19 protein-coding genes and 2 tRNA genes are annotated in these 25,152 nt (G+C 48.1%); 12 read left to right on the top strand and 9 right to left on the bottom strand.

What is annotated here, in order from left to right:
• The first annotated feature begins 2 nt into the window (after positions 1 to 2).
• Positions 3 to 1,418 (top strand): sulfate adenylyltransferase subunit CysN, encoded by a 1,416-nt coding sequence (gene cysN, locus D9T21_RS11815; protein ID WP_123325127.1) that lies wholly within the window; start codon positions 3 to 5, stop codon positions 1,416 to 1,418.
• A gap of 17 nt (positions 1,419 to 1,435) precedes the next feature.
• Positions 1,436 to 3,160: an SLC13 family permease gene (locus D9T21_RS11810; protein ID WP_123325126.1), complete on the top strand. Its 1,725-nt coding sequence runs from the start codon at positions 1,436 to 1,438 to the stop codon at positions 3,158 to 3,160.
• Between the two features lie 160 nt (positions 3,161 to 3,320).
• On the opposite strand, the gene D9T21_RS11805 is transcribed toward D9T21_RS11810, so the two are convergent.
• The 3 genes from D9T21_RS11805 to D9T21_RS11795 form a co-directional block, all read right to left on the bottom strand.
• Positions 3,321 to 4,304, bottom strand: coding sequence for a glycosyltransferase (locus D9T21_RS11805; protein WP_123325125.1), 984 nt, complete (start codon positions 4,302 to 4,304; stop codon positions 3,321 to 3,323).
• A 313-nt stretch (positions 4,305 to 4,617) separates the two neighbouring features.
• On the bottom strand, positions 4,618 to 5,811 hold the full coding sequence (locus tag D9T21_RS11800; protein ID WP_123325124.1) for an ABC transporter permease: 1,194 nt from the start codon (positions 5,809 to 5,811) through the stop codon (positions 4,618 to 4,620).
• A gap of 2 nt (positions 5,812 to 5,813) precedes the next feature.
• Positions 5,814 to 6,593 carry an ATP-binding cassette domain-containing protein gene (locus tag D9T21_RS11795; RefSeq protein ID WP_105936755.1) on the bottom strand — a complete coding sequence of 260 codons (780 nt, stop codon included), beginning with the start codon at positions 6,591 to 6,593 and terminating at the stop codon, positions 5,814 to 5,816.
• Positions 6,594 to 6,740: 147 nt separating this feature from the next.
• Here D9T21_RS11795 and D9T21_RS11790 point away from each other — a divergent pair, with 147 nt between their 5' ends.
• Positions 6,741 to 7,445: a Yip1 family protein gene (locus D9T21_RS11790; RefSeq protein WP_123325123.1), complete on the top strand. Its 705-nt coding sequence runs from the start codon at positions 6,741 to 6,743 to the stop codon at positions 7,443 to 7,445.
• Here D9T21_RS11790 and D9T21_RS11785 read toward each other — a convergent pair.
• Positions 7,442 to 8,242, bottom strand: coding sequence for a DUF3025 domain-containing protein (locus D9T21_RS11785; RefSeq protein ID WP_164464661.1), 801 nt, complete (start codon positions 8,240 to 8,242; stop codon positions 7,442 to 7,444). The two genes, D9T21_RS11790 and D9T21_RS11785, sit on opposite strands and share 4 nt — an antisense overlap.
• A gap of 123 nt (positions 8,243 to 8,365) precedes the next feature.
• Between D9T21_RS11785 and D9T21_RS11780 the strand changes: the two genes are divergently transcribed.
• Both D9T21_RS11780 and asnB read left to right on the top strand, forming a co-directional pair.
• Positions 8,366 to 10,009, top strand: a complete 1,644-nt coding sequence (locus tag D9T21_RS11780; protein ID WP_123325121.1) for a M28 family metallopeptidase — start codon at positions 8,366 to 8,368, stop codon at positions 10,007 to 10,009.
• Positions 10,010 to 10,227: 218 nt separating this feature from the next.
• On the top strand, positions 10,228 to 11,895 hold the full coding sequence (gene asnB, locus D9T21_RS11775; RefSeq protein ID WP_105936751.1) for an asparagine synthase B: 1,668 nt from the start codon (positions 10,228 to 10,230) through the stop codon (positions 11,893 to 11,895).
• Between the two features lie 58 nt (positions 11,896 to 11,953).
• On the opposite strand, the gene D9T21_RS11770 is transcribed toward asnB, so the two are convergent.
• Positions 11,954 to 12,877 (bottom strand): type 2 periplasmic-binding domain-containing protein, encoded by a 924-nt coding sequence (locus tag D9T21_RS11770; RefSeq protein ID WP_123325120.1) that lies wholly within the window; start codon positions 12,875 to 12,877, stop codon positions 11,954 to 11,956.
• Positions 12,878 to 12,887: 10 nt separating this feature from the next.
• Positions 12,888 to 13,535: a 7-carboxy-7-deazaguanine synthase QueE gene (queE, locus tag D9T21_RS11765; protein ID WP_123325182.1), complete on the bottom strand. Its 648-nt coding sequence runs from the start codon at positions 13,533 to 13,535 to the stop codon at positions 12,888 to 12,890.
• 114 nt (positions 13,536 to 13,649) lie between these two features.
• Between queE and queC the strand changes: the two genes are divergently transcribed.
• The gene (gene queC / locus D9T21_RS11760) at positions 13,650 to 14,306 is read left to right on the top strand and encodes a 7-cyano-7-deazaguanine synthase QueC (protein WP_123325119.1); all 657 of its coding nucleotides are present in this window, start codon (positions 13,650 to 13,652) and stop codon (positions 14,304 to 14,306) included.
• A gap of 61 nt (positions 14,307 to 14,367) precedes the next feature.
• On the opposite strand, the gene D9T21_RS11755 is transcribed toward queC, so the two are convergent.
• The 3 genes from D9T21_RS11755 to D9T21_RS11745 all read right to left on the bottom strand — a co-directional run bounded on the left by D9T21_RS11755 (position 14,368) and on the right by D9T21_RS11745 (position 18,770).
• The gene (locus D9T21_RS11755; protein WP_123325118.1) at positions 14,368 to 15,297 is read right to left on the bottom strand and encodes a LysR family transcriptional regulator; all 930 of its coding nucleotides are present in this window, start codon (positions 15,295 to 15,297) and stop codon (positions 14,368 to 14,370) included.
• A gap of 144 nt (positions 15,298 to 15,441) precedes the next feature.
• On the bottom strand, positions 15,442 to 17,460 hold the full coding sequence (gene uvrB / locus D9T21_RS11750) for an excinuclease ABC subunit UvrB (RefSeq protein WP_123325117.1): 2,019 nt from the start codon (positions 17,458 to 17,460) through the stop codon (positions 15,442 to 15,444).
• 11 nt (positions 17,461 to 17,471) lie between these two features.
• Positions 17,472 to 18,770: an MATE family efflux transporter gene (locus tag D9T21_RS11745; RefSeq protein WP_123325180.1), complete on the bottom strand. Its 1,299-nt coding sequence runs from the start codon at positions 18,768 to 18,770 to the stop codon at positions 17,472 to 17,474.
• Positions 18,771 to 19,906: 1,136 nt separating this feature from the next.
• Between D9T21_RS11745 and D9T21_RS11740 the strand changes: the two genes are divergently transcribed.
• The 6 genes from D9T21_RS11740 to rsxC all read left to right on the top strand — a co-directional run bounded on the left by D9T21_RS11740 (position 19,907) and on the right by rsxC (position 25,151).
• Positions 19,907 to 19,983: transfer RNA gene (locus D9T21_RS11740), tRNA-Asn, on the top strand.
• Positions 19,984 to 20,014: 31 nt separating this feature from the next.
• A tRNA-Asn gene (locus tag D9T21_RS11735) sits at positions 20,015 to 20,091 on the top strand.
• Between the two features lie 121 nt (positions 20,092 to 20,212).
• Positions 20,213 to 21,328: a M28 family metallopeptidase gene (locus D9T21_RS11730; protein WP_123325116.1), complete on the top strand. Its 1,116-nt coding sequence runs from the start codon at positions 20,213 to 20,215 to the stop codon at positions 21,326 to 21,328.
• A gap of 208 nt (positions 21,329 to 21,536) precedes the next feature.
• On the top strand, positions 21,537 to 22,118 hold the full coding sequence (rsxA, locus tag D9T21_RS11725) for an electron transport complex subunit RsxA (protein WP_123325115.1): 582 nt from the start codon (positions 21,537 to 21,539) through the stop codon (positions 22,116 to 22,118).
• Positions 22,118 to 22,684 carry an electron transport complex subunit RsxB gene (gene rsxB, locus D9T21_RS11720; protein WP_105936743.1) on the top strand — a complete coding sequence of 189 codons (567 nt, stop codon included), beginning with the start codon at positions 22,118 to 22,120 and terminating at the stop codon, positions 22,682 to 22,684. The genes rsxA and rsxB overlap by 1 nt, the downstream gene beginning before the upstream one ends.
• Before the next feature lies 1 nt (position 22,685).
• Positions 22,686 to 25,151 carry an electron transport complex subunit RsxC gene (rsxC, locus tag D9T21_RS11715; protein WP_123325114.1) on the top strand — a complete coding sequence of 822 codons (2,466 nt, stop codon included), beginning with the start codon at positions 22,686 to 22,688 and terminating at the stop codon, positions 25,149 to 25,151.
• Position 25,152 lies beyond the last annotated feature (1 nt).

Here is a 25,152-nt window from a genome sequence, read left to right as displayed (position 1 = left end):
GCATGAATAACGAAAACGCATTATTGAAAGAAGACATTCTGTCTTACCTAGAACAACACGAACAAAAAGATCTGCTCCGTTTCCTGACCTGCGGTAGCGTAGATGATGGTAAAAGTACCCTGATTGGTCGCCTGTTACACGACTCAAAAATGATTTTTGAAGATCAGTTAGCAGCTATTACTCAGGACAGTAAAAAAGTCGGTACCACTGGCGATAAAGTCGACCTGGCGTTGCTGGTAGACGGCCTGCAATCTGAACGTGAGCAAGGCATTACCATTGACGTAGCCTATCGCTACTTCTCTACCGACAAGCGTAAATTTATCATCGCGGATACTCCGGGACACGAGCAGTACACCCGTAACATGGTAACAGGTGCCTCTACCTGTGATCTGGCGATCCTGATGGTTGATGCCCGTGCCGGCGTAAAAACCCAGACTCGTCGTCACTCATTCCTGGCGTCGCTGTTAGGTATTAAACACGTTATCGTTGCGGTAAACAAAATGGACCTGATGGATTATTCTGAGCAGGTTTATAAAGATATCCAGGCTGACTTCCTGGAGTTTTCCAAGCAGCTAAACATCACCGATATCCAGTTTGTGCCAATTTCGGCACTGGAAGGTGATAACGTAGTAAATGTTAGCGAACACACGCCTTGGTATGACGGTGAGACGCTAATGACGATGCTGGAAAATATCGAAATCCAGAAAGACGCGAACACCGACGATTTCCGCTTCCCGGTACAATACGTCAACCGTCCTAACCTCGACTTCCGTGGCTTTGCCGGTACCGTGGTATCCGGTTCAGTTAAACCAGGTGATGAAATTACCGCACTGCCTTCTGGCAAGAAGTCGAAAGTAAAATCCATCGTGACTTTTGACGGCGATTTAGACGTGGCTTACCCACCACTGGCAGTTACCTTAACGCTGGAAGATGAGATTGATATCTCTCGCGGCGATATGATTGTTAAATCAGACAATCTGCCTCTGCTAAGCACTCAGTATAAGTCGCACCTGGTATGGATGGCTGATGAGCCAATGATGCCTAACAAGCAGTATCTGTTTAAATTTGCCAGTCAGATGACGTCTGGTTCGGTAGCTGAAATCGATCACCTGATCGACGTGAACACCCTTGAAGAAACTCAGGGCGTGCACATGAATCTGAACGAAATTGCCGTAGTTGACCTGAAATTTACCCAGCCAGTGCCTTGTGATAATTACCAGAAAAACCGTGCTACCGGCGCGTACATCGTAATTGATCGCCTGACTAACGGTACCGTAGGTGCGGGTATGATCATCGATGAAATCGCCAAGGACCAGCAGCATCAAACTCAGGAATTCTCAGCCTTTGAACTGGAATTTAACGAGTTGGTTCGTAAGCACTTCCCACACTGGAATGCTCTCGATATTAGCAAGCTGTAGGAGCAGGTTCTCGCAAGATGGAACTTAACCAGCTACTGGTACTGATGTTTTTCTTTGGTACCATCGGGGCGCTGATTTTTACAAATCAGCGCCCTTCTACTGTATTTGCATTAACGGTGTTGGGTCTGCTGACTACCCAGCAGATTACCTTTGATCAAATTCTCGATAACTTAACCAATAAGGGCTTAATTACTCTTATTCTGTTGCTACTGGTTAGCAGCGCCATCGATAAAACGGCGTTTATCAAGCGTCTTGGTCGAAAATTAGTAACGGCCAGTTTTACCAAGTCCTACTGGCGCCTGTTTGGCCTGACTTTTTTCTCATCGGCGTTATTGAACAACACCGCGATTGTGGCTAGCCTGATTGGGCCTGTTAAGCAGAACCAGTACCACCCAGCCTCGCGGTTACTCATTCCCCTATCCTATGCAGCCATTCTTGGCGGAACGGTTACGCTCATCGGCACATCAACCAACCTGATCGTCGACAGTTTCTTACAGGAACATGGCCACCCGGGTTTCGGCTTTCTTGACTTTACCCTGTTTGGTTTAGTGGCCGGATTAAGCTGCGGGCTGCTGATGTTTATGCTTTCACCACTGCTACCGGATATTGCCAGCAAACAACGTGATTACCGAGAGTACATCGTTGAAGCCGAAGTCAGTGAAGACTCAGAACTGGTTGGTAAAACCGTTGAGCAAAACCATTTGCGTAACCTGCCTGAACTGTTCCTGGTAGAGGTTGTTCGCCAGGGTAAGCTGATCACGCCGGTTAGCCCCGAGTTGATAATCCAGGCCGATGACAAGCTCATCTTCTCCGGAAACGTAAAGAATCTCGATACTCTGAGTCACATTAAGGGGCTCAAAACCTTCGCCGAGACCGACGGTATTTTGCGTGAAAACCTTACCGAGGTAATCGTTTCTAACCGTGCGCAAATTATTGGCCAGACTATCAAAGCACTGGGCTTCAGGGCGCTGTTTGATGCCGCCGTGGTAGCGATTCGCCGCGACGGTGAACAGCTTTCCGGCAAACTGGGCGAAATTAAACTGCAGGCCGGTGACTTTTTATTACTTGCCGCAGGGCCAGACTTCCACAGTCGGCACAATATCTCAAAGAACTTCTTTATTCTTTCCGAGCAGCGTATTGCGCGCCCTCTCTCCACACCCCAGGAATGGATCACTGTGGGTGGCTTTTTGCTTACGGTATTTCTTGCTGCCACCGACATGGTGCCGCTCGGCATCGGTTTGCTATTTTTTGCCGCCGTTCTGCTGGGCGCGAAAGTCACTACAAACGGGGAAATAAAACGTAACCTGCCATTAAACCTGATTGTGGTTATAGTGGGGGCATTATCGCTGGCTACCGGGCTCGAGCAATCTGGCGTCATCGATATAAGCACCGAGTTACTGCTGCCCTATCTGGCTGATACCAACTGGCTTATGGCACTCATTGTGGTGTACGTACTTACGCTGCTGCTCACCGAGTTTGTAACCAATAACGCAGCGGCTGCATTAATGTTCCCCTTTGCCTACGGCCTGGTGGAAATCATTGGTGCGCCGTTACTGCCGTTTGCCCTGGCGGTTGCCTTCGCTGCCAGTGCAAGCTTTATATCGCCTTATGGATACCAAACGAACCTGCTGGTATTTAACGCGGCCAATTACAAATTCAGCCACTTTATTCGCTTTGGTTTACCCATTTCGATAGTGTACTCATCCATCGTGATAGCACTGCTTAACTGGGTTTATTTCTGAGTAAAGCTACTGGAACATATCTAAAACAAATTGCGCCCGTTAAGGGCGCAATTTATTGGTAAGCGTGTATAAGTAATGCCGATTAAACTTGCAGACAATGTAAAACCAGATAGTTAACCCGGTGAAGGTTGTCATAGGCCAAGTCACCAGCCCAGTCTCTTTAGTCAGCTCGTGATGAAAATTTTAAATTAGGCAAATAAAGTAATTCACGCATTTTTCTCAATTGCATGAGAGGATTCCGTGCAACTAAAGCGAGCAAAACCAAACGTTTTTTCATACTAACTGGTGTCCAGAATAACCTGAAAATCAATTTTATTGGTACAGTGACTCCGCCTTTACTAACCGTACCAGCCAAAAAGACAAGATAATCATAAAAAAGTATTTCTGTGACTTGTTGACGAGAGAACTCATTCAACAGAAATTCCACATTGCTTAAAACGTGACGATATTTACCGCGATTATAATCAGTCATAATGCTGCCCTCGCGATTAATGCGATAAAATACCACTAATACATCAAGGTATTTGACTTTAATGTTGTGCAGAAATAATTGAAAAGTAAACGCTACATCTTCATGCATTCTGCCCGGAATAAACTGAACGGCGTTGTCCAACAGTGTTTTGCGGCGGTAAGCCTTATCCCACACAGTAACAAAATTTAAAATCCCAGACTCAACTTGCTCACTCATATATTTTTGGCCATCAACAATGCCGGCACTTATGAGCGGGTTCTTGCGTACACTTTTTTCAACCAATTTCCCTGAACCATTGACGTATTTACACCAATCAAAGGCCAATACGTCGCCATCAAACTCTTGCAAGGCATCAAAAACAGCCTTCATCCCTTTAGGGGCAATCAGGTCGTCACTATCTATGAATATAATCCACTCACCGCTGGCTAACTCGACGCCTCTATTCCGGCTTGCTGAAATGCCTGCATTAGTCTGCCTGATAAAACGGGATATATCTGCATACTTTTCGGCAAACAAAGCAGCAATCTCTCCAGAATTATCGGTTGACCCGTCATCGATAAGAATAACTTCAAACTGATTTGAATTAATTGAGAAAATGCTCTCAAGACAACTATGAAGATATTTTTCCACGTTGTAGATGGGCACAACAATCGTTACCAGAGGTATATCCATATTTATCACTTTTCATTGGTTAAATTAAATAACATCAACTGACGCGGAATCCGTTTTAATCAGTGGTATACGTTATATTAATCGACTATTAAGCCAGAGAAAATGATTAAGTACAGTATCTGAACAAATAAGTAGGTAATGTGCGCTTTATTTATTATAAAAGCGTCGTTTTTGCCTCGTCGCCAAAACACGCTATTTGGGTAATGTTCATGTCCGTTGATTATTTAGCAAGTTTTTCTGTTAAGGAGACCCCGGATAGCGCCTCTCAGGCGCTTCCGGAGTAAAAAGATACCAGGCATCGTTTTAACAGAGGCTATCGGAACAACACTTTTTCTTTGTTGAACCAGAACACACAGAAGTACAGAAGTGCACCTGCAATGACTGCGGTGGAAGAGAAGATGGCAAACAGCTGGAAGTAATCCATGGTGCCTTTGATCAGCTCTTTGATAGCCAGGGCTACGTTTGTTAACGGTACCCAGGCCCAGCCGCCTTTAAGTTCGACGCCGGGCAGCATTGCAAGCATAACCGGCACGATAACGGCAAATACCAGAGGCGTCATATAGCCTTGAGCTTCTTTAAAGCTGCGCGCGTAAATTGACAGACTCAACAGCACTGCTGAGAAGATCGCTACCACAGGTACCAGCATTAAGAACATCAGCACAAAGTCGATAGCGTTGATGGCGCTCATAAACTCGCTAACCATCTTAATTGCCATACCCTGACTAATTACCAGGCCCCACACAGCCATACTCGACACCGTAATTAACGCCGAGGTGGCTCCTGCCAGCGCAATAGTAAGGAACTTACCTAACACCAATTTATGGCGTTCAATGGGCGAAATAAGCAGGGTCTCCAGTGTGCCACGCTCTTTCTCACCTGCGCCTAAATCAGTTGCAGGGATCATGGCGCCTTGTAAACACAGCATAAAGATAAAGTAAGGGATCATGCCGCCAATCTTTTCACCCCAGTTTTCCCGTTTGTCAGCCACATCGACTTTCTTAATCACGATAGGCTCAATAAGCGCCTGTTGTTGTGATTCATCCAGCTCAAGTGAGGCGAAGGCTTTCTGCTGACTGCGCTCGGCATACACATCAACGATTTTATCCAGTCGGCGGCGTACCATGTTAAGGCCAGCATCATTTAAGTAGAGGCTCAGTTCAATCTGGCCACTTTGCAGCGCGTCCTCACTAAAGTTATCGGGAATAACCAGCACGAAATCGGCCTGTTCCGATTTTACAAAAGCCGCAATATCCTCACCTTCATCAATCATAACCTGATTGAATAAATCAGATGCAGCTAAGTCTTCCACCAGAGCCGGCGCATATTGTGCGCCCACTACGGCATAATCGAGGACTTTATTTTCGGCTTTATCAACCGCCTTACCGGCAAAAAACATCACCACACCAATCAATAGCGGAAACACCAGGATTGGCAATGCCACCATGAAAAATAACGTTTTTCTGTCGCGCAGCAATTCTTTTATTTCTTTCAGCATGACTTTCCACATAACTACGCTCCCTGATTAATGACATGCATAAATGATTTGTGAAGTGATCCTTCAGCCTGCGCTTTAAACGCATCAAAGGAGTCAGAGAAATGGGTCTTGCCATGATGAATAACCGTTACCCGATCACACAATTCCGCCACCTCATCCAGATGATGAGTGGAAAAAATCACCGGCACGCCCTGATCTTTCAGGCGACGGATAAAGTCGAGCACGGTCTGTGCGGCCATAATATCCAGGCCGGTTGTGGGCTCATCCAGAATCACCACCTTAGGGTCGTGCACCACCGCACGGGCAATGGCGGTTTTTTGTTTCATACCGGTCGAGAAATTTTCACTGCGACGGTCTAAAAAGGTATGCATATCCAGAATATCAGCCAGCTCGCTGATTTTTGCATCTATCTGTTCTTCACTCATACCATGCAGCTGACCAAAGTAGGCAATGTTTTCGCGGCCAGTTAAACGCCCGTATAGCCCGGTTGAACCAGACAGAAAACCTATCATTTGCCGGGCCACCACCGGCTTGGTCACCACATTGGTGCCATTTATAATGATTTCACCACTGTCTGGAGTTAGAGCAGTGGATAACATCCGCAGCGTGGTAGTTTTACCGGCACCATTCGGGCCTAGCAGCCCCAGTACTTCGCCGGATTCACAGTAAAAGGACACGTCCTGTACAGAATGGAAAAACCGCCCTTTTAACCTGGGATCCTTTTTTTCCTGATCGCTGAGCTTTTTAGGATTCTCAACGGCGAATTTTTTTGCCAGATTTGAGATTTCTATCATTATCCTTCCCTAAGTTATTGTTATTGGTCCGTTTGGCTTGTGAAACTTCGTTACATTTTTTCACGCAAACCGATGGTAATTATGAGTATACTGGCATGATTAAAAATAATAATCTGTAGAAATGTTACAAAATATAAGGAGTCAGGGATGTCGGAAGTAACCAATCCGTTCCAGGCATGCAATAATATCTTTTTTAAGCCCAATGGCGTGTTCAGAGCCATCGACGAAAAAAATAACTGGTCCTGGATACCGTTTTTCGTTGTTATTCTGATGAGTGTGTTACCCGCTTACCTGTATATCAACTTTGTTGATTTCGAGTGGTATAAAAACATGTTGGTAGACACTCAGTATGGCGAGTTGAGCCCGGCCGAGCAAGATAACATCCGCGGTAACATGGCTCAGCCTCAGGTAATGGTAGCCATGATTATGTTCGGAATTCTGGGCCCTATTGTGGTTAATGCTATTCTGGCACTCTATCTGAACCTGACAACGAAGTCCGACGAAGAAAACCTAAACGGTTACACCGACTGGTATGGCTTTACCTGGTGGGCAGGCATGCCGGTTGTGGTTAGCGCTTTACTGGGCATTGCCCTAATCGCGATTGAAGATAACCATCAGGTATTACCCACTATACTGAGTCCTTTATCCGTTGCCTATATTTTTAATGTCGGTATGGAGTCAGACTGGTTTGGTTTCGCTCAGGCATTGCGACTGGAAACGTTATGGTCGGTCTATCTGATAACGGTAGGTATTACCCAGTGGACCAGTTTCGATACCAAAAAGTCTGCTATTATCGCAGCGGCTCCCTTTGTAATCATTATGGGCGTCTGGGCGCTGATGAAGCTTTTCTAAGTTCGGCAAAGCGGCAATTGAACGGTAGCTGGCGCGTTAGGCGCCAGTGGCCGAAAATATCCTGTATCGGCATAAAATGCCTCGGTTTGTTCTGAATACCAGCCTGGTATCCCCAGCAATGGAATAGGTTTTAAGGTGTTTTTCGCCGCCAACCCGTCAAGTTCAGTAAGCCGCTCAGCCAATGCTGCATCTATCACCTTATAGCGGGTTTTCTCATCCATTTTCTCAAACCCTTCAGGCACAATCACGGCAAGCCATTTTGCCGTTAGGCCAATAAACGGGTCCAGCAACATTTCGTAAAGGGCATGACCAATAATCACTGGAAACAACGTGTTGCCCCATTCGTGCTGATTATCAACCAGACATTCCTGCCACTGATGGTTTGCCAACCTTTCCAACAGTTGATTACCTTTTTCGAGTTTGTCTTGTGGTACCGCAATCACCAACCCGCATTCATCAAAATGCGTAATCCGATTACGTTTAGGGGTTCTGGGGTGCACGCCAAACTGCGCAATTTCCTCACAGTGCAGTGTATTAATCCGCTTTTTAGTGCGCGGAAATGCTATCCACATCATAGCATTAAAGGTGTCATGCCAGTTGGTGCGTGTTGGCACCTGATTTTCCTCAGCGATAAACACTTCATAATAGCGGTTTGCTAAATCGGCCTGGTCATCGTCAATAAAGTCCGGACCTGCCCAGCCTTCGTCCATCAGTTTTGCACAGTCATTAAGCTGCGGCGCACTTAACGCATTGCGCCCTTCCATCCTGAATGTGGAAAATAATGTGTCTAATGGCAAAGTGGGTGACCTAGTTGAATCGGATTGTGACGACATGAGAAAACGGAGGATATCTTAGCAGTTCAATTTTGTACTGAATTCTCTATACTGGAAAGCTAATGTAAAGCAAACAGAGAAAAATAAATGAAAAAAATCCTCCTGTTGCCGTTAGTTGTTTCCTCTGTGGCATGGTTATCTGCCTGCTCACAGGAACCGGCGGCCACAACCCCGACAGAACAGAATAACTTTGATGCGGTATATAACAGCATTACCGCCGACAAAATAGCACCACCATTGAAAACCCTGGCGTCTGATGAATTTGAGGGACGTCTGCCAACCACAGCAGGCGAAAAGAAAACCCTCGACTATCTGGTTTCAGAATTTAAAAAGCTTGGTCTTGAACCTGGTAACGGCGACAGTTACCTGCAAGCGGTAGAGCTGATGGAAATTACCGCCGATCCGGACATGACCATGACCATTGGCGATCACACCTTTGAATACAAAACCGATATGGTTGCTGGCTCCAAGCGTGAGCAGAATGTGGTAACACTTACCGATTCAGAGCTTGTTTTTGTTGGTTACGGCATCAATGCCCCGGAATACGACTGGAATGATTACGAAGGGCTGGATGTAGACGGAAAAACCGTAGTGATTCTGGTTAACGACCCAGGATTTGAAAACCCAGAAGGTGGCAAGTTTCAGGGCACGACCATGACCTATTACGGTCGCTGGAGCTATAAATACGAAGAAGCCAGCCGTCAGGGCGCCGCGGGTGCCATTATTGTTCACGAAACGGCTCCGGCTTCTTATGGCTGGTCGGTTGTTGCCAATAGCTGGAGTGGCCCGCAGTACGGCCTGGTTAGTCCGGACAAAGGTGCCAGCCGCGTTGCTGTAGAAGGCTGGTTAACGCTGGAAGCAGCCAGCCGCGTATTCGCGGACGCCGGACTGAAATTCGAGGAAGAAAAAGCCAAAGCCATGCAAGGCCCCTATTCCGTGCCGCTCGATCAAAGCATGTCGGTAACTGTTAAAAACACCTATCAGGCATCAACCAGTTACAATGTGCTGGCAACCCTGCCGGGTAGCGAAAAACCGGATGAGCACGTGATTTATACATCGCACTGGGATCACCTGGGCAAGGATGAAAGTCTGGAGGGCGACCAGATCTATAACGGCGCACACGATAATGCTACCGGTACTGCCGCCGCACTGGTTATGGCTGAAGCCTTTAGTAAACTCACTCCGGCGCCGAAACGTTCTGTGTCATTTTTAATTGTCACCGCCGAGGAACAGGGCTTGCTTGGGTCGAAGTACTACGCCGACAACCCGATTATCCCGCTGGATAAAACCGTAGCCAATATCAATATGGATGCCATGAATGTGCTGGGTAAAACCAAAGACATCGCGGTAATTGGCATGGGTAAATCAGATCTTGAGGAAGAGCTGACTATTGCTGCGACTCGTCAGGGACGTACTGTCACTCAGGAAGATCGCCCTGAGGCGGGTTACTACTATCGCTCCGATCATTTCAGCTTTGCGAAAGTGGGCGTGCCAGCGCTCTATGCCAAAGGTGGAAGCGAGCCATTTGACGAAGAAACCGCGAAATACCGCAAACGTACCAGCGTGATTGTTACCGGCTGTTATCATCAGGTGTGTGACAAGTTCCGGGACGACTGGGATCTGAGCGGAATATCTCAGGATACCCAGCTATTGATGGAAGTTGGTTATTTAGTCGCCAACAAAGACAGTTGGCCGCAATGGCGTGAAACCAGTGAGTTTCAGCGCAAATAATCAGCCCCTTTCAGAAAACCGCCGCTTTCGGCGGTTTTTTTTATCTAAATGTTTAAATAGACCAGATTGTACTTGCATTTTTTGCTCATGCTGGCACATTCAGTAGTCGCGAGTGTAAAGGTTTTATCCTGCAAAAAAATAATCCACCGCTGTACGTCAATTCGAGCACCGACAGAAAACATTATCCTTTAACTATGTGACAAGAGAGAACGCTTCTTATGTGTGGTATTTTCGGTATCTTAGATATCAAAACCGATGTGTCTGAACTCAGAACCCAAGCTTTGGAACTAACCAAAACGCTGCGTCACCGCGGCCCTGACTGGTCGGGTATCTGGAATAATGACAATACCATTTTGTGTCACGAGCGTTTAGCAATCGTCGATGTTGATACGGGTGCCCAGCCACTGATCAGTGACAACGGTCACCAGGCTCTGGCTGTAAATGGTGAGATCTACAACCACAAGCAGCTCGCTAAAGAGCTGGACACTCCTTACAACTTTAAAACCCGCTCTGACTGCGAGGTCATTCTGCCGCTGTACCAACAGCGCGGTGTTGAGTTTATTGATGATTTACAAGGCATGTTTGCGTTCATTCTGTATGACGAAAAAGAAGATGCCTATCTGATTGCCCGTGACCATATTGGTATTATCCCGCTGTATACCGGTTACGACGAACACGGTAATTTCTACGTGGCTTCCGAGATGAAAGCGCTGGCCCCGGTTTGTAAAACGATTAGTGAATTTCCTCCGGGCCACTACATGTGGAGCAAAACCGGTGAAATGGTGAAGTACTATAAGCGCGACTGGATGGAATACGACGCCGTTAAAGATAACGAGTCGAACATCGAAGAACTGCGTGTAGCCTTCGAAAAAGCAGTTAAGTCGCACATGATGTCAGACGTGCCTTACGCCGTACTGTTATCGGGTGGCCTGGACTCATCGCTGGTTTCTGCTGTCGCCGCCAAATACGTTGCCAAACGGGTTGAAGACGAAGACAAATCCGATGCCTGGTGGCCGCGTTTGCACTCATTTGCTGTAGGCCTTGAAGGTGCGCCCGATTTAGTGGCTGCTCAAAAGGTTGCAGAAATGATTGGTACGGTGCATCACGAAATCCACTTCACTATTCAGGAAGGTCTGGATGCCATTCGTGATGTGATTTATCACCTGGAAACCTACGACACCACCACTATCCGTGCCGCTACACCAATGTACCTGATGACCCGTAAGATTAAAGCTATGGGCATCAAAATGGTACTGTCTGGCGAAGGCTCTGATGAAATCTTTGGTGGATACCTGTACTTCCACAAAGCACCCAATGCCAAAGAGTTCCATGAAGAGACGGTACGAAAACTGGACCGCCTGCACATGTTCGATTGCGCCCGTGCAAACAAAGCCACCTCAGCCTGGGGTGTCGAAGCCCGTGTACCCTTCCTGGATAAAGAATTCATGGATGTGGCTATGCGCCTCAACCCGAAAGATAAAATGTGTGGCAACGGCAAAATGGAGAAATACATTCTGCGTGAAGCCTTTGATAATGGTGAAACGCTGCCGCCAGAAGTATTATGGCGTCAGAAAGAACAATTTGGTGACGGCGTAGGTTATTCCTGGATTGACTCAATCAAGGACTTTGTAGCCAACGAAGTAAGCGATCAACAGCTGGCTTCTGCGGAATTCCGCTTCCCAATCAATACTCCGGACACCAAAGAAGGTTACTACTACCGCACAATTTTTGAGGGGTATTTCCCGCAAGAAACAGCAGCTCGCTGTGTGCCTGGTGGCAAATCTATCGCCTGTAGTACGGTTGAAGCCCTTGAATGGGATGAGAGCTTTAAGAACAATGCCGACCCATCTGGCCGCTCCATGCAGGGCGTTCACGGTAAAGCATAAGCTACGCTTTCACTTTAAAAAAAACAGCACCTTGAGGTGCTGTTTTTGTATCTGCTTATTAATCTTGTTTAGCCGCGCTCTGGGGCGTATGTAACTGCGGATCAAACCATAAGGCTTTATCATCCAAAGGCGTTTCCTTAGGGAGTAATGGATTTTCCAGGTGGAACACCTTGCGCTCACCAACGTTAACTTTAAGCAACGCCTCACGATGATGGCTGACAAAGATATTATCGAAAGAGCCGTCTTCCAGTGCCCTTCTTAAGCCGGTCTCAATCAAGCGCGCCATGGTGGGATTGGAACGATTCACAAAGAAATACATCGCCGCAGGATAATGCACAACCAAAGATGGCTCGAGCACAATATCGTCATCCAGTGAACGGGCATTCAATTCACCTAATACTTCGCTAACCGCGCGCGGAAAAAAATCGCCCTGCTTCAACTCAAGGCGGTTAAATGCCTCGGGGAAATCAGACACTGTAAGTACGTTAAACCCGTTGGACTGCAGAATTTTGGTATCCGGCCACTCAGCCCCCTGTAGCACCGTTAACGAGGTTAAATCTCCTACTTCACGGATATCCTGAAACTTAGCAGCAAAGTCCTGATTAATTAAAAACACACGCCAGCCAATCAACCCTTTATGAATAGGGATACGAATCGGTAGCAGCTCTTTTTCGCGCTGCATATCTGTCATAACCCAGATAATGTTGATTTCACGGTTTTCTTTTAATTGCCGAATCGCCTTGCCCTGCAGCAAAATACGTTCAGACGGGGTAAGCGTGTAGCGAACACCGGTTTTACTGAGTGCCAGTTTAAGCAGTGTTAACGGATATTCATGGCGGCTGTCACTTTCATTAATGGGGCGCGGATAATGAATAGACCAGTTAGCCGCACTGGCATTAAGCGTCCACAATAACAGTACTAACAGCAGACCTATTCTGCGAAAAGTCCTACTGCGCTGAAGAGTAATAATGTGCTTCTTCATTGGCCTTGCCTCAGGCGATGCCGACGTATTTATGCGTTTGTAACGACAAACGCCAGTTACGCTCGATACAGGTTTTGATGGCCAGTTCAGTGGCTCTGGGCTGCTGACTGATGGGTTGCAAGCAAATGATGCCCGGAACCTCGTCCAGGCGAGCCAGCAGCGCATCCAGTTCATCAATGTGTTTTTGCATGGCGATGGGGTGTTTGATTTCGTTGGCGCGTTTAAGGGCGCTGGTTAGAATGTCGTAGCCGCCTTTCATATTAATTTTGGGCGATACGGTCACCCAGGTGTCTTTGGCGCAGCGCACTTCAAATGCACCACTGGTTTCAATTTGGGTGGTATAGCCATGCTCATGAAGTAACTCAGTTAACTCGGTTAAATCGTACATGCAGGGCTCTCCGCCAGTAAGAACAACGTGCTTAGCCTGGTAGCGCTGCTGCTCAAACAGGGCCAGCAAACCCAGTTCTGAAATACCGAAATAGCGCTCCGATTCAGCGGTTTTATTTATCACGGCATCAACGCTGTCTATCATGTTCTCGTTCAGCTCCCAGGTGTGCTTGGTATCGCACCACGGACAACCTACCGGACACCCTTGCAGGCGAACAAACACCGCTGGCACGCCGGTATAAACGCCCTCGCCCTGGATGGTTTCGAACATTTCATTGATATTGAGTCGTTGATCTGTCAATTGTTTAATCCTGTCGTGATTCTTGTTGGGATTCTAGCAGGGATAGCATAAAATTCCGTTATCATTTATTAAATTATACCTGTTATGTCTGAAAAAGTGATTGTTATCTATTCCGGCGGCATGGACTCTTTTACCGTGCTCAACAAAGCCCTGGAAGATGGAAAGTCGCCCATGGCTCTGTCGTTCAATTACGGCCAGCGCCACAAAAAAGAGCTCGATTACGCTGCGCAGGTGTGTGCCGAACTATCGATTCCGCACAAAATTGTGGATATCTCTGCCATCAACGACCTGATAGGCGGCTCAGCGCTTACCAGTGACATTGATGTACCTGAAGGGCATTACGAAGAGCCCAGCATGAAAACCACCGTTGTGCCAAACCGTAATATGATACTGCTCTCTATGGCGGTGGGTTATGCTGTGAGTGAAGAAGCCACTAAGGTTTATTACGGTGCCCACTCAGGTGATCACGCTATCTATCCGGATTGCCGCCCTGAGTTTGTCGAAAAAATGAATGATGTGTGTGCCATCGCCAATTACGAGGCGGTTGAAATAGTTACCCCTTACCTGAAGGTGAGTAAAACGGCTATTCTCACTGACGGCCTCAGAATGGGTCTGGATTACGGTAAAACCTGGACCTGTTATAACGGCCGGGAAAAAGCCTGTGGTCAGTGCGGAGCTTGTCAGGAACGCCTGGAAGCTTTCCGGGACAATGGTAAAACCGATCCTCTCGACTACGAATAACAGCTAACAAAAAGCGCCTGATGATTTCTCATTCAGGCGCTTTATTTTTAACCGCGTAACCTTACTTCTGGCTTTCGGTAATAAAGTAGCTGAGCTCTTTAATGCAGTGGCGCAATACCGGGTTTAAGCGGGTATTCTTGCCGTTCATTACAAACAGCTCATGGCTGAATTCAAACAGATTACCGTTAGCAATAGGCACCAGTCCTAACGCAACGCCCTGCTCTTTTGCCATGTAGTCAGGCAGCAGCGCCACATACTCACCTGTCATCATGGCCGACATCGCGGCATCAAATGAATCAGAGAATGTCTGGATAGCCAGGCGACGATCGCCATCGATATAATTGGCCGAAGATAAGCCGGAAATGCCAATGGCCGGGTAATCTTCAATTCTGACGTTTTCAGGTAAGGCATCCACATCCCGGTATTTGGCCAACGGATGAGAAGGCGCGCAGTACAAGCGGCCCTGGCAAGACGTTCCAATGGGGTGGAAAGTCACCGATTCCGGTTTCACCATGTCGTAGGTTGAGATCACCAGGTGACATTCACCCGACAGCGCCACGTGCTCCACTTCGTTATACAAACGAGTTTGGATATTCACGTGAATATCATCAAACTTTTTCATGGTGCTTTTCACTGCCCGGCTTACCGCCAGATGCATAGACAGCGGCAGGCCAGCCATCAATACCAGGGTAATGTGGCCAGAATAGTCGTCGTGCAGTGATTTTAAATTAAAAACAAAGTTATCGAAGGCATTAAAGATACGCTTGGTTTCCTGAAAAACCACTTCGCCTTCTTTGGTCATCTGAAAACCACCGCGACCGCGATGACAAAGAACGAGATCCAGCCGTTCCTCAAGTTTTTTGATGGCGGCACTGATATTGGGACGCTGCATTCTTAATACCGGCTCAGCTGCCGTGAAGCCATTACAACTGGCTACTGCATAAAACACCCGCAGTAATTTGATATCAGATTCTTGTAATCGGTTTAACATGATTGCACCCAAAATAGGTATGGTTATCAATACTCAAGCCATAATAGGCACAGTACACAATATTTACAATCATATTTTTCGCGTTCGACAGGGAAAGCACTAAAATAACGGCCTGCCGGGCCATACCGGCAACATTTCAAGCCACTAAGAGAGAGCTACCACCTGTTTTCTTAGTTGCTCAATTTCATCCCGTAACGACGCTGCTTTTTCAAACTCCAGCTCTTTGGCATATTCGAACATCTGCTTTTCCAGTTCGCTCACCTGCGCCATCAGCTCAGTTGCTGAAGCGGCTTTAGCGGCCTTCCTGGACTCAGCCACTTTACGCAGCTTCACCTGGCCAGAGCCTGGCGCTACAGAGTCACCCAGATCCATTATGTCAGTAATAGGTTTATGCAATCGCTGAGGCGTAATGTTGTTCGCCGTATTATGTTCAACCTGTTTGGCGCGGCGACGCTCGGTTTCATCGATGGCCTTGCGCATAGAACCGGTAATAGTATCGGCATACAAAATGGCTTTCCCATTAACATGACGCGCCGCACGACCCATGGTTTGAATGAGGGATTTTTCAGCGCGCAGGAAGCCTTCCTTGTCGGCGTCGAGAATCGCTACCAGCGACACCTCAGGCATATCCAGACCTTCCCTAAGCAGGTTAATACCTACCAGCACATCAAACTTGCCCAGGCGCAAATCGCGGATGATCTCAATCCGCTCCACCGTATCGATATCCGAGTGCAGATAACGCACTTTTACGCCATGCTCATTAAGATAATCACTTAAATCCTCGGCCATACGTTTTGTCAGTGTGGTAATGAGTACCCGTTCATCCACCGCTACCCGCAGTTGAATTTCAGACAGCACATCGTCTACCTGAGTGGCCACCGGGCGTACTTCGATCACCGGATCCAGTAAGCCGGTGGGCCGCACTACCTGCTCAACCACCTCGCCGTCGGATTTTTCCAGTTCATAGTTACCTGGCGTGGCTGACACATAAATGGTTTGTGGTGAGATATGCTCGAATTCATCAAACTTGAGCGGCCGGTTATCCAGTGCCGACGGCAACCGGAACCCGTATTCCACCAGGGTTTCCTTGCGCGAGCGGTCGCCTTTGTACATTGCGCCGATCTGCGACACCGTAACATGGGATTCGTCGATAAACATCAGACCATCAGCCGGAAAGTAATCCAGCAATGTTGGTGGTGGCTCGCCAGGCGCCCGGCCAGAGAGGTAGCGTGAATAGTTCTCGATCCCGGAGCAATAGCCCAGTTCCAGCATCATTTCGATGTCGAACTGAGTGCGCTGTGAAATGCGCTGCTCTTCCAGCAGTTTATTGACTTCCAGCAGTTGCTTTTTACGGTCGGCGAGCTCATCTTTAATACGGTCCACCGCGCTGAGAATTTTTTCCCGCGGTGTAACATAGTGCGTTTTCGGGAATACGGTCGCCCGCACCACGTTTTTCTCAACTGAGCCGGTGAGCGGATCAAACAGACTGATGCGATCAATTTCTTCATCAAACAGTTCTACCCTCACCGCCTGTTTCTCAGAGTCTGCCGGAAAGATATCAATCACATCGCCGCGCACCCTGAACGTGCCCCGTTCAAAAGCCAAATCATTACGCTTATATTGCAACTCGGCCAGACGTCTTAAAATATCCCGCTGGTTGATGGTATCGCCGGTGCGCAAATGCAGCAGCATTTTCATGTAGGATTCCGGATCGCCCAAACCGTAGATGGCCGAGACACTGGCCACAATCACTACATCACGACGTTCCATAAGCGCTTTAGTCGCCGACAATCGCATTTGTTCAATGTGGTCGTTTATCGAGGCATCTTTCTCAATAAAGGTATCGGTGCTCGGTACGTAAGCTTCTGGCTGATAATAGTCATAGTAAGACACGAAATACTCTACGGCATTATGCGGGAAGAATTCCTTCATCTCGCCGTATAACTGCGCCGCCAGAGTTTTATTATGCGCCAGCAGCAATGTTGGTCGCTGAACCTGGTTAATAATATTTGCCATGGTGAAGGTCTTACCTGAACCGGTTACCCCCAACAGCGTCTGATGAGCAAGACCGCTTTCCAGTCCATCCACCAGCGCTTCAATCGCCGTGGGCTGGTCACCCGCAGGCTGATATTTGGAAACAAGCTCAAAGCCTTTATCTGCCATATTAAAAACCTTTATTCGTGTGTTTGTGCTGAGACTACCCGCAGAGACCGCCGGAACCAGTAAACTGATACCATGGCCATCAGCAAATTCGCGATTACCGCGCCGCTAAAGATACCTTGCAAGTCATAAAATATGCCCATGGTAATGGTGATCGGCACAAAAAAGACAAACAGACGGATCACACTAAGTACCAGCGCCGACATAGGTAAATGAATCGCGTTTAGCGAGGAATTAGTGAGGATAACGATTCCCTGTAAACCATACCCTAAAGGTACAATGATCAGAAACATCTGGATCAATTCGGCCACCTGCTGCTCTTTGGCAAACAGCGATGCCAGCAGGCCAGAACACAACCATAACACCACACTGATGAACAATTGCCACGCCAGCACGAATTTTACTACCAACCAATAGGCGTCTTTAACCCGTTCAAAGCGATTGGCGCCCATGTTCTGACTGATAAACGGAGGTAACGACATCGATAGCGCCAGCACTAAAATGGTAGTGAATGACTCCAGTCGGCTTCCTACTCCCCATGCTGCAACAGCTTCTTCGCCATACCCTGCAACAACACGGGTCAGAATCGCGCCGGCAATGGGCGTTAACATATTTGCGCCGGCAGCTGGTAGTGCGATATGTAGAATAGAACGACTACGTTCAGCCAGTTCTTTTACAGTTAACAGACGGGGTAGAATATAATTACGTTGCCTGGCCAGTAAATACAGGATCCACACAGAACATACAATCCAGGAAATAAGCGTAGCCAGCGCGGCACCACCAATCCCCATGGCAGGCACCGGCCCAAAGCCAAAAATAAACAAAGGATCCAGCAGCGCATTGATACCACCACCTGTGGCCATAATAATACTCGGGGTTTTGGTGTCTCCGCGAGCGCGCAACACGCTGTTGCCTACCATCGGCAGAGCTAAAAATACTGAAGCAAAATACCAGATTTCCATGTAGTCATGGATATGCGGCATTAAATGTTGCTGGGCGCCCAGTAACTGAAACACAAAATCAATACTCAGGCCACCGCACACCGCAAGAATGCCCACCATAATAAAAGACAGCATCAGTGCCCCTGAGCCAGTCTCCCGGGCTCCATCCTGCTTGCCCTGTCCGGCCAGGCGGGCGATTACGGCTGAGGTTCCGATACCGAGGCCGATATTCAAACTGATAAGCGTAAAAGTCACCGGAAAAGTAAAGCTGATTGCAGCCAGTGGCTCAGTGCCCAGCAGGCTGACAAAAAAAGTATCGATAAGACCAAAGCTCATCATCATGATCATGCCAATGATCATGGGAACGGTCATGCGTTTTAACGACTCGGCAATATCACCATTGATTAAATCTCGTGATTTATCCTGCTTCACTCTGCTCACTTAATACTTTAATAGACTGACGTTACTGGCTGCCTGCCCGGCATAATGTGGCAATCAGCGGGGTAGCTTTAAATAACTACGTTGCATCTTGCCCGGAATGGTTAATTATTTTTGCGATTTTTAAAGCCAATGAATGTTATTTCCAAGTGTAATCGACCGCGTCAGTGAACAACAGGGATTTATCAAATAAAAACGCTAGAACATAAACCGGCAACATTTCCGCTCTTTTTATCAATTTAACGGTTAATAACGGAAACTTAATTGTTCATATTTCACGCAAATACGAATATGACAGCCTGTACACAAGGCATTGGGCGCTTTGAGGGTGTTTCGAAGCAAATCCTGTCCTTCATGCTAAAAACCGAATAACTTTTGAACAGCGCGCAAAATTGTGTATCAGGTGAATTTATTGTTAACAGGGCGTTACCGCACGCATTACTTCAGCGTTTAACACACAAGAAAAATCATGTCTATCCCCCCAATAAAAAAAATGACATGCATTCGTCTATTATCCAATAGATTAAATATAAGTAATTGTTTTATATTGTTTTTAAATCGCCGTAATGTGACATATATGTGACAATAAATTGACTTGCCCGCAGTGCAATTAGTCATCCGACAATTCTATCAACATAGTTATCCACAGATTTGGTGGATAACTAATTAAGAGCCAGTATTGGCGCGGCTTAGGCGCTAATCGGCAGCAATTTTTGTAAGTAACGACTAACCTCGTGAGAATACCTCAATGGTTACATATTTATGAAAATCTGTATATACGAACAGTATTCAACAGTTTTTTAATAGCTTTTAGTTATAGGTTTATTTATTTAAATTACTAAAGTACCACCAGACGACTCTGCTTCTTCCACAGCTCACATTAACCTAATAATATTCAATGAATTAGCCTTGATAAGCCTGAGTAAAGTCGAAAAAACATGCGTTTCGGTTGTTTTTTAAGCTGAAACACCGTCACATGACATTTTTTGTCCAAACGAAAGAAAATTTTCACGAAGTTTGTTGACACAAGAATCTTACGTCATTAATATTCGCCTCCGTTGAAACACAGGTCCCCCTTAGCTCAGTTGGTTAGAGCGACGGACTGTTAATCCGCAGGTCCCCCGTTCGAGTCGGGGAGGGGGAGCCAAGTTTCAATAGTAAGTAGCAAGACGTAGTGTTCCCCCTTAGCTCAGTTGGTTAGAGCGACGGACTGTTAATCCGCAGGTCCCCCGTTCGAGTCGGGGAGGGGGAGCCAACTTACTGGCTCCAGATTTATTTAAGCAACATCCTAGCACTTTCCAGACACTCTTAATCTCGATGCACACCAGCGTTAGATCTGTTATACCTGTCTTTTCAATTCGGATTGCAAACGGATTATGACCCGCACTTTTTTTCTGATTCACCTTTTGCTCGTTACTCAACTGCTGTTTAGCAGTATCAGCCTGGCGCACACCGCATCCACCCTGTCACCATCAGCACAGGTTTCTACGCAAAGCTGGCAGATTCTCCAGGAAATCGTCAGTGAAAATGGCGCCCGCCCTGCAGGCAGTTCTAATGAGCGCCAGTTGCTGCATGACTTTACCAACCGGTACTGGAGCCAGAGCACAGGACTTGCCGTTAACAGTCAGCCGGTAACCTTTACTGTAAAGAGCAACGAAAAGCACAGTGCTAATGTTTGGATTACCTACCCAGGTAAGTCAGAGGGGCATCTCGTAATTGGTGCCCACGCCGACTCTACGGGAGAAGATGAAGGTTCGCAGGGCGTAACAGACAACGGTATCGCGGTGGCGTTGCTGCTGGCTCTGGGCCAACAGCTCAGCACCATGGAACTCAATGACTCCGTAACCCTGGTGCTGTTTGGTGCCGAAGAAGTGGGGTTGTTTGGTTCACAAGCTTTCACTGCCGCGCTGCAAGCCGATAGCCGTTTCTTAACCGGAGCGCCCTTCCCCACTGCAATGATTAACCTGGATACTATTGCAGGTGGCGATCACTTGTATGTTCACAGCCCCACTAAGAAAACCTATAAACGTTGCGATAAAGACGATAGATATAATTCGTCTGCGTCGGTGCGCGATTCACTACTGAGCGTTGCCAGCGCCAACGCCTTGCCGTTTAGCTTACATCCTGCTTTTCCTGGTTTCCCGGAAGGTGAGACAGGTGAATGGTCAGATCATGCGCCTTTTGCCTGTGCTGGTATTCCTGTCGGTTATATCGAAGCCACTAATTTTTCTATTAATGGTCGTGATGGCTACGACGGCTACTCACAGACTCTGCATCCATTACTGTGGGATTGCCTCGACCGCAGTGAAAAAACCGCCTGTAATCCCGACCAGGAACAACGCTGGGGTTATATCTGGCATACCCAGGCTGATCGTCTGGACAAATTAAATCAACTTTACCCCAAACGCCTGCGCGCACAACTGAATGCGGTCACTGAACTTCTGTTCAATTTTCTTACCAGTGATAAATCACTACCGCCAGCCAGTAACTGATCTTCCCCCGCCGGTTCCGCATACAAAAGCGCAATCGGTGTAATACATCGTCAATCAATCTGTTAGCTAGCAAAAACTAAGTCGAACAACATTGTTAATTGTGAGCAAAATATTAGATAATACGGAGCTAATATTTATGGCCTGTCCGGCAACTTAGTCAAACAGGCCCTGATGGCAAAATTCTGAATAACGGCGTAAGCAAAACCTGATGACCGAATTTCTACTGTTACTGATCAGTACAGTCCTGGTAAATAACTTTGTTCTGGTGAAGTTTCTCGGACTCTGCCCGTTTATGGGTGTGTCCAGTAAGCTCGAAACCGCCATAGGTATGTCAATGGCCACCACCTTCGTGCTAACGCTGGCATCGGTGTGCAGCTACCTGGTTGAAACCTACCTGCTACTGCCATTGGGTATTAGTTTCTTACGCACACTAAGCTTTATTCTGGTCATTGCCGTAGTGGTCCAGTTTACTGAAATGGTCGTTCACAAAACCAGCCCGACGCTGTACCGGTTACTGGGCATTTTCCTGCCCCTGATTACCACCAATTGTGCAGTACTTGGGGTGGCTCTGCTCAATCTCACCGAACAGCATAATCTGGTAGAAAGTATTGTTTATGGTTTCGGCGCCGCGGTGGGGTTTTCACTGGCCATGATATTGTTCGCCGCTATGCGCGAAAGGCTGGCCGCAGCCGACGTGCCTACGCCATTTAAAGGCGCTTCTATCGCTATGATCACGGCCGGATTAATGTCACTGGCCTTTATGGGCTTTAGCGGACTGGTTAAGTTGTAATGTTACTATCTTCATTAATTGCGCTGGGGCTACTGGCGCTGGCATTCGGGCTGGCTCTGGGCTATGCAGCGGTACGCTTTAAAGTGGAAGGCGACCCGTTGGTTGACCAGGTTGATGCTATTCTTCCGCAGACCCAGTGTGGTCAGTGTGGCTACCCGGGCTGTCGTCCCTATGCAGAGGCCATCGCCAACGGCGATGACATCAACAAGTGCCCACCGGGCGGCGAATCCACCATTAAAGAGCTGGCTGAGCTGATGGGCGTGGAAGCTAAACCGCTGGATGCCGCGCACGGTGAAGATGCCGCGCCTAAAGTTGCCTACATCCGGGAAGACGAATGTATCGGCTGTACCAAGTGTATTCAGGCTTGCCCGGTAGATGCCATCGTTGGCGCAGCAAAACAAATGCACACGGTCATTACCGATGCATGCACAGGCTGCGATCTCTGCGTGGAGCCCTGCCCGGTAGATTGTATAGATATGGTCACGGTGGACCCCACTACCGCCTCCTGGCAGTGGGATTTTAATCAAACACCCCGTGGCGACATTCCGGTTAAAGTGATTTCCTGATATGCCGTATGATTTTGAGCAGATAGTCGAGCGCATCGACCAGCAAAAGTTCTGGACCTTCCCCGGAGGTGTGCACCCGGACGGGCGTAAACACCTGTCCAATCAAACAGCAATCAACACCTTGCCACTCCCCAAACAGCTGGTTATTCCGGTAAAACAGCATATTGGCACCGCTGGCGCTTGTCTGGTGTCGGTTGGCGATAAAGTGTTAAAAGGGCAAACGCTAACCAGCAGCCCGCATCCTTTTTCAGTGCCGGTACATGCGCCAACTTCAGGGTTGGTCACGGCAATTGAAGAACGCACCACGGCTCATCCCAGTGGTCTGCCAGAGCTTTGTGTGGTTGTCGAGGCGGATGGCAATGACACCTGGACAGAGCTCAAACCTATCGCTGATTACCAGCAACAGACCAAATCATCGCTGATCAGCGCTATTTGTGAGGCCGGTATCGCCGGCATGGGCGGCGCGGGCTTTCCTACCCACATCAAATCCACCGCGCGCAAAAAAGTTGAGTTCCTGATCATCAACGGAGTGGAATGCGAGCCCTATATCACCGCCGACGACCGTTTAATGCGTGAGTTTGCCTGGCAAATTCGCCAGGGAATAGACATCCTGAGCCACCTGATTGAGCCAAAAGTGGTGATCATCGCCATTGAGGACAATAAACCTGAAGCTTTCAAAGCCATGCAGCAGGTGTGTAACGACACGCCGGCTATTCGCGTAGTGCAAATACCTACAAAATATCCGGCCGGAGGCGAGAAACAACTTATTCAGGTGTTAACCGGGCGCGAAGTACCACGTACTGGCCTGCCGGCAGACATTGGTGTGATGATGTTTAACGTGGGCACCTGCTACGCCATCGCCGATGCCATTTTACACGGTAAACCATTAATACAACGAGTGGTTACCGTAACCGGTGAGGCCGTGCAGAAACCACAAAACGTATGGGCACTGATTGGTACTCCTATAGAGCACCTGCTCAGCCAGGCGCAGTATCAGCTTAAAAAACAAAAAGCGCCCACGGTGATCATGGGCGGCCCGATGATGGGCTTTACACTGCCCTCTGTTGAGGTACCGGTAGTGAAAATCACCAACTGCCTGCTGATCCCCGCTAAGAAAGAATTAAACCTTAGTCAGCGGGAGCTGTCATGCATTCGCTGTAGTGCCTGTGCTGATGCCTGCCCGGTAAGTCTGCTGCCACAACAAATGTACTGGCACAGTAAGGCACTGGAGCTCGATAAAGCTGAAGAATACAACCTGTTTGACTGCATCGAGTGCGGCGCCTGTGCTTATGTTTGTCCAAGTGAAATTCCGCTGGTGCACTATTACCGTAAGGCTAAGGCGCAAATCAGAATACAGCGCGACGATAAAGACAAAGCAGAAAAATCCAAACAGCGTTTTGAAGCCCGCAAGGCCCGCCTTGAAAAAGAAAAGCAGGAGCGTGAAGCCAAGCATAAAAAAGCTGCCGCAGCTCGTAAGCAGGCCACGCAACCGGCCACTGGCGAAGACGGTGGAGCTAAAGATAAAGTAGCCGCAGCATTGGCCAGAGCAAAAGCTAAAAAGGCTGAACAGGCTCAGGCAACTGAAAATCCGGCAGGTGCTGATGCTAAACCTGACGACAACAAAGCTAAGGTTGCCGCTGCGATTGCCCGGGCAAAAGCTAAAAAAGCCCAGCAAGCCGAAGCTCCCGTAGCTGATTCACAAGGCAGTGCTGAAGACGACCGCAAGGCAAAAGTAGCAGCTGCCGTGGCCAGAGCGAAAGCCAAAAAAGCCGCTCAGCAAACAGAACCGGACGACACTGCAAACGCAACTGACTCGGCACCTGCAGAAAGCGCTAAAGACGCACGAAAAGCCAAAATAGCCGCAGCGGTTGCCAGAGCAAAAGCGAAGAAAGAAGCAGCAGGCGCGCCAACAGAAAGCTCGGCCGAAACAGACAATGACAGTGATAGCCGGGAAGATCAGCGTAAAGCTAAAATCGCCGCTGCGGTGGCCAAAGCAAAAGCTAAAAAACAAGCGGCTGAGCAAGCTGAGAGCGAGCCTCAGGCAACTGAACTGGAACCGCAAGAGCCCGCACAGGAAGATGACTCGCCGGAAGCCCAGCGTAAAGCTAAAATCGCCGCTGCGGTCGCCAAAGCAAAAGCTAAAAAGCAAGCGGCTGAGCAAGCCGAGAGCGAGCCTCAGGCAACCGAACATGCACCGGCAGAGCCCGCGCAGGAAGAAGACTCGCTGGAAGCCCAGCGCAAGGCTAAAATCGCCGCCGCTGTCGCCAAAGCTAAAGCTAAAAAACAAGCGGCTGAGCAAGCTGAGAGCGAGCCTCAGGCAACCGAACATGAACCGGCAGAGCCTGCGCAGGAAGAAGACTCACCCCAAGCCCAGCGCAAGGCAAAAATCGCCGCTGCGATTGCCCGCGCCAAAGCTAAGAAAGCACAGCGAGAAGCCGAGCAAAGCGGTTCAGAGGATAACGAATAAT

Origin of the sequence: Marisediminitalea oceani, assembly GCF_003731635.1 — a bacterium.
GTDB lineage: Bacteria > Pseudomonadota > Gammaproteobacteria > Enterobacterales > Alteromonadaceae > Alteromonas > Alteromonas oceani.
The sequence above is the reverse complement of the archived record's forward strand: the minus strand, read 5'-3'. Positions and strand labels throughout refer to the sequence as shown.

What these genes read in the sequence shown, in the direction of transcription:
- uvrB (WP_123325117.1), bottom strand. Translation starts at nt 17,460, where the DNA reads ATGGCAGATAAAGGCTTTGAGCTTGTTTCCAAATATCAGCCTGCGGGT.
- queE (WP_123325182.1), bottom strand. Translation starts at nt 13,535, where the DNA reads ATGTTCGAAACCATCCAGGGCGAGGGCGTTTATACCGGCGTGCCAGCG.
- rsxA (WP_123325115.1), top strand. Translation starts at nt 21,537, where the DNA reads ATGACCGAATTTCTACTGTTACTGATCAGTACAGTCCTGGTAAATAAC.
- D9T21_RS11780 (WP_123325121.1), top strand. Translation starts at nt 8,366, where the DNA reads ATGAAAAAAATCCTCCTGTTGCCGTTAGTTGTTTCCTCTGTGGCATGG.
- D9T21_RS11795 (WP_105936755.1), bottom strand. Translation starts at nt 6,593, where the DNA reads ATGATAGAAATCTCAAATCTGGCAAAAAAATTCGCCGTTGAGAATCCT.
- D9T21_RS11755 (WP_123325118.1), bottom strand. Translation starts at nt 15,297, where the DNA reads ATGTTAAACCGATTACAAGAATCTGATATCAAATTACTGCGGGTGTTT.
- D9T21_RS11770 (WP_123325120.1), bottom strand. Translation starts at nt 12,877, where the DNA reads ATGAAGAAGCACATTATTACTCTTCAGCGCAGTAGGACTTTTCGCAGA.
- cysN (WP_123325127.1), top strand. Translation starts at nt 3, where the DNA reads ATGAATAACGAAAACGCATTATTGAAAGAAGACATTCTGTCTTACCTA.
- D9T21_RS11810 (WP_123325126.1), top strand. Translation starts at nt 1,436, where the DNA reads ATGGAACTTAACCAGCTACTGGTACTGATGTTTTTCTTTGGTACCATC.
- D9T21_RS11745 (WP_123325180.1), bottom strand. Translation starts at nt 18,770, where the DNA reads ATGACCGTTCCCATGATCATTGGCATGATCATGATGATGAGCTTTGGT.
- D9T21_RS11805 (WP_123325125.1), bottom strand. Translation starts at nt 4,304, where the DNA reads ATGGATATACCTCTGGTAACGATTGTTGTGCCCATCTACAACGTGGAA.
- asnB (WP_105936751.1), top strand. Translation starts at nt 10,228, where the DNA reads ATGTGTGGTATTTTCGGTATCTTAGATATCAAAACCGATGTGTCTGAA.
- D9T21_RS11790 (WP_123325123.1), top strand. Translation starts at nt 6,741, where the DNA reads ATGTCGGAAGTAACCAATCCGTTCCAGGCATGCAATAATATCTTTTTT.
- queC (WP_123325119.1), top strand. Translation starts at nt 13,650, where the DNA reads ATGTCTGAAAAAGTGATTGTTATCTATTCCGGCGGCATGGACTCTTTT.
- D9T21_RS11730 (WP_123325116.1), top strand. Translation starts at nt 20,213, where the DNA reads ATGACCCGCACTTTTTTTCTGATTCACCTTTTGCTCGTTACTCAACTG.
- rsxC (WP_123325114.1), top strand. Translation starts at nt 22,686, where the DNA reads ATGCCGTATGATTTTGAGCAGATAGTCGAGCGCATCGACCAGCAAAAG.
- rsxB (WP_105936743.1), top strand. Translation starts at nt 22,118, where the DNA reads ATGTTACTATCTTCATTAATTGCGCTGGGGCTACTGGCGCTGGCATTC.
- D9T21_RS11800 (WP_123325124.1), bottom strand. Translation starts at nt 5,811, where the DNA reads ATGTGGAAAGTCATGCTGAAAGAAATAAAAGAATTGCTGCGCGACAGA.